The organism is Pedobacter agri PB92 (assembly GCF_000258495.1).
Lineage (GTDB): Bacteria > Bacteroidota > Bacteroidia > Sphingobacteriales > Sphingobacteriaceae > Pedobacter > Pedobacter agri.
Genome location: NZ_AJLG01000274.1, coordinates 1 through 4,406, shown reverse-complemented (window position 1 = coordinate 4,406; position 4,406 = coordinate 1). Strand labels below are relative to the sequence as shown.

Sequence of the window (4,406 nt, the reverse complement as noted above, 5' to 3'; positions counted from 1 at the left end):
TAATTTAAATATTAAACAGGCTGCATTTAGCGCCTCAATTAGTGAAGAAGATTTACGCCAGTCTAAAAACGCACTACTGCCAACCTTAAACGGAAGTATTAATCAATCCATGCAATGGGGAAGGAGTCAGCAAGTTTCTGGTTTATTCGAAAACACGCAGAATTATAATTTGAATCCAAACCTTAATGCCAACGTGGTACTTTTCGGCGGCGGTACAAGGGTAAACCAGATCAGACAGAATAAATTTTTATTAGATGCTGGAAAAACCAATGTAGACAAAGTAAAAAATGATTTGATTCTTCAGGTGGTAACTGCTTATCTACAGGTACTCAATAACCAGGATCAGGTAAAAGCGACACAGCAACAATTAGAAGTTGCAAATTCTACTCTTAAACGCGAGCAGGCCTTGCTAGATGTGGGTAATAAAACACTGGCAGATATTTCTCAGGCAAAATCGCAGGCTGCAACTGCAGAATTAAACCTAACTGATGCGCAAAACCAGTTAACTATTTCTTATTTAACATTAGGTCAGCTCATGGAAATACAGCCACCCATGACGTTCAAAGTGCAGCCACCTTTGGTAAATGAAATCGAAAATTTAAAAACAACATACGTTCCGAACGATATCTATAAACAAGCTATGGAAACGTTTCCAGATATTAAATTGGCCTGGAATTATACCAAAGCAGCTGAAAAGGCAGTTGATGTAGCGAGAGGTAGTTATTTTCCTCAAATTACATTCGGTGGAGGTTTAGGTTCTGCCTACTATTACCAGTTTAATGCCAGTTCACTTCGTCCGAATGCAGCTTTTGGTAACCAGTTAACAGATAACTTTGGCCAGTTTGTAAGTATGGGCATTCAAATTCCGATTTTAAACGGATTCTCAACGAGATCAAATGTTAGAAGGGCGAAAATTACATTATTGCAACGCAAAACGGATGAAGCATTAGCTAAAAACAACTTAATTAAAGTGATTAATCAGGCTGTTGCAGATTTGAATGCAGCCAAAAGCCGCTTCAGTTCTACACAGAACGCATTCGAGGCTCAAAAAGACGCTTTCTATGTAATAGATCAGCGTTATAACGTGGGTTTGGTAAATTCACTGGATTATAGCACCGCACAAACCAATAGAAACAGAGCTGAAATCGATTTCATCCTGGCTAAATACGATTTGATTTTCAGGGCTAAAGTAATCGATTACTACCTAGGGAAGCAAATCACTTTTTAAGCATCATACGAAAGAAGAAAGAATTAACATTTCAAACTTCAAGACATTACAACTTTAATACAAACAAACGAAATACATTAAACAATTATGAAACTGAAGCACATATTAATTACCATTGGTGTTATCGTTGCAATTTTAGTAGTACTAAAATTAACCGGAGTTATTGGCGGTGATAAAACCGAAAAAGTAACTACCGAAAAAGCATCAGATAAAACTGTTGTTGAAACAGTAACGGCAAGTGGTAAGATTCAACCGGAAACCGAAGTTAAACTAAGTTCAGAAGTATCGGGTGAGGTTGTTGAGTTGAAAGTAAAAGAAGGCGATATTGTAAAAGCCGGACAATTGCTTTGTAAGGTTCGCCCTGATATCTTACAATCAGGATACGAACGCACCGTAGCCACTTACAATGCCCAAAAAGCAAGTGTAGCCTCTGCACAACAACAGTTGGTGCAAAACCAGGCTAACTTTGTAAATGCAGAAGCTACTTACAAACGCAACGTGGAGCTTTTTAACAAAAAGGTGATTTCTGCTTCAGAGTTTGATGCCGCAAAAGCTGCATTTTTAACAGCTAAAGCAAATTTAGCTAGCGCCAAAGAAAACGTAACGGGAGCTAAATTTACCTTAGAGCAAACTGGTGCAAATGTGAAAGAGGCGGGTGCCAACCTAGCCAGAACAACCATTTATGCACCTGCAGATGGTGTGGTTTCAAAATTATCAATCGAATTGGGCGACCGTATTTTAGGTACCTCACAAATGGCTGGTACAGAAATCATGCGTATTTCTAATTTGGCCTCAATGGAGGTGAACGTTGATGTAAATGAAAATGATATTACCCGTGTAAAAGTTGGTGATAAAGCATCTATTGAAGTTGATGCTTTTTCTGATAAAAAGTTTAGGGGTGTGGTTACAGAAATTGCAAGTTCATCAACTGCTGTTGGAACTACTACTACCAGTTCTGTTGATCAGGTAACCAACTTCTCGGTAAAAATCAGGATTTCTGAGGAGATAGAAGGTAAACAGCAGTCTATTTTCCGTCCGGGCATGTCAGCCACTGTCGATATCGAAAGTGAAACGGTTAAAGGTTTGGCTATTCCTATTCAAGCTGTGTTTACCGAAAATAGCAAAGGTGGCGATGGCGAGAAAAATCAGGGAAATGATGAAAACGCCAGCAAACAAAAATCGAAGCTAACAGATAAAAAAGTTAAACAGTTTGTGTATAGCTTTGATGATAAAACTAAAAAAGTGAAGAAGGTTGAAGTATCAACCGGTATTCAGAACGATCAGTTTATTATCGTGAAATCTGGCATAAAAGCAGGCCAGGAGATTGTAACTGGTCCGTATTCTGCAATCCAAAACAAGTTAAAAGACGGCATGATTGTAGAAAAAACAGCAAAAGATCAATTATTTAGCAAAGACGGTAAAAAGTAGGTTTAAGCTAAAGAGTTAAGGCGCAAGGTTTACGATGCATATTTGCGTCTATACCTTGCGCCTTTTATTTTTTTTGCTTTAATATTTGCCATTAATAGTAACTTGCGGCCTTAAGGTGTAAATAAAGGTTTAGGTGGTATGGTTTATGGTTTAAGAACGTGGTGTCTAATCCTTAGCCTTATTTCTTAAACCTTCTGCCGTTAATCACACCTTTTACCTTTAACATTTTTTGATAACATGGTACCTAAAATAGCAATGATAGGGGGCGGAAGCTGGGCGACTGCCATTATAAAAATGCTTTCAGATAATTTATCTGAAAAGGAAATTTTTTGGTGGATGCGCAACGAGGTAGCTATCGATCATATTAAGAAGTTTAAGCATAATCCACACTATTTAAGTTCGGTTGAGATAAAATTTACGGAAAGCAATATTTCCTCAGATATCAACGCTATTGTTAAACAAGCCGATTTTGTTATCTTAAACGTACCTGCTGCATTTTTGAAAGAAACCTTAACCTCTGTTACGAGTGCAGATTTGAGAGGCAAAAAAATTATTTCTGCCATCAAAGGTATCGTTCCGGAAGATAATCTGATTATCGGAGAATTTCTAAATGAAAAATACGATGTCCCTTTCGAAGATATCCTGGTGGTTAGTGGCCCTTGCCATGCGGAAGAGGTGGCGCTGGAGAAATTATCTTATCTCACAATTGCTTGCACCGAAATTAAAACGGCAAATGTTTTCGCATCTTTTTTAAATACGAGGTATATTAAAACCAACGTATCGGATGATATTTTTGGAACGGAATATGCTGCGGTGCTCAAAAATATTTATGCAGTAGCCAGCGGTATTTGCCATGGCATTGGCTATGGCGATAATTTTCAGGCGGTTTTAATTAGTAACGCCATCCGGGAAATCAAACGTTTTGTAGACGCTGTTCATCCCATTAATCGCGATATTATGGAATCAGCATACCTGGGCGATTTATTGGTTACAGCCTACTCACAATTCAGTCGTAACCGTACTTTCGGCAACATGGTAGGCAAGGGCTATACCGTTAAATCGGCGCAATTGGAAATGAATATGATTGCTGAAGGATATTATGCGGCTAAATGCATGCATATTAAGAATTCAGCATATAATGTAGATATGCCCATCAGCAAGGCCGTTCATAATATTTTGTATGAAAACCGATCGCCACAAATTGAGATGAAACTACTTGCAGAGCGCTTAAATTAAGATTTGAAAGGCAATTTTGATGCTAATCGGTTAATGCAGTCTTTCTTTTCGCTAAATCCCCGATGAAAAATCGGGGGATACCGCTCCAACAAGGTTTATTTAACAAGTTGCTGTACTGCTATTTAAAACAAATTGCCCAGGCAACTGTTGTTGATTAAAATAAAAGTATAGCTGTCATGAAAAAGAAATTTGCAATAGGTTTATTAACGCTCGCATTGTTTGGCGGTGTAACCTTAAGTGTTAATGCACAAGAGAAAAAAACAGAAGTTGGTAAAGCATTAGATCAAACTGGTAAAGCCATAGGTAAAGGTGCTAAATCTGTTGGTAATAAAACGGCTGAAGTTGCTGTAAAAGGGGGCTCAAAAGTTGCTGATAAAACCTGGAAAGGTAAAATGGCACCAGATGGCTCAAACGTTTATATCAACTCTAAAAATGAGAAATATTACGTGAACGCTAAGGGTGCAAAAATTTGGTTAAAACCTAGCCAGATTAAAAACAGACCAGAGCCTAAAAA

Annotated in this window: 4 protein-coding genes; all 4 read left to right on the top strand. The window is 37.9% G+C overall.

The features are described 5' to 3' along the window. Window positions 1-1,228 (top strand): TolC family protein (locus ON09_RS22850; RefSeq protein WP_010603393.1); only part of this gene is annotated, 1,228 nt, incomplete at its 5' end. Window positions 1,229-1,315: 87 nt separating this feature from the next. Then, window positions 1,316-2,656, top strand: coding sequence for an efflux RND transporter periplasmic adaptor subunit (locus tag ON09_RS22845; RefSeq protein WP_010603392.1), 1,341 nt, complete (start codon window positions 1,316-1,318; stop codon window positions 2,654-2,656). Between the two features lie 237 nt (window positions 2,657-2,893). Beyond that, window positions 2,894-3,892 (top strand): NAD(P)H-dependent glycerol-3-phosphate dehydrogenase, encoded by a 999-nt coding sequence (locus ON09_RS22840; RefSeq protein ID WP_039843130.1) that lies wholly within the window; start codon window positions 2,894-2,896, stop codon window positions 3,890-3,892. 176 nt (window positions 3,893-4,068) lie between these two features. Then, window positions 4,069-4,406: hypothetical protein (locus tag ON09_RS22835; RefSeq protein WP_010603390.1), on the top strand; the 338-nt coding region annotated here is incomplete at its 3' end.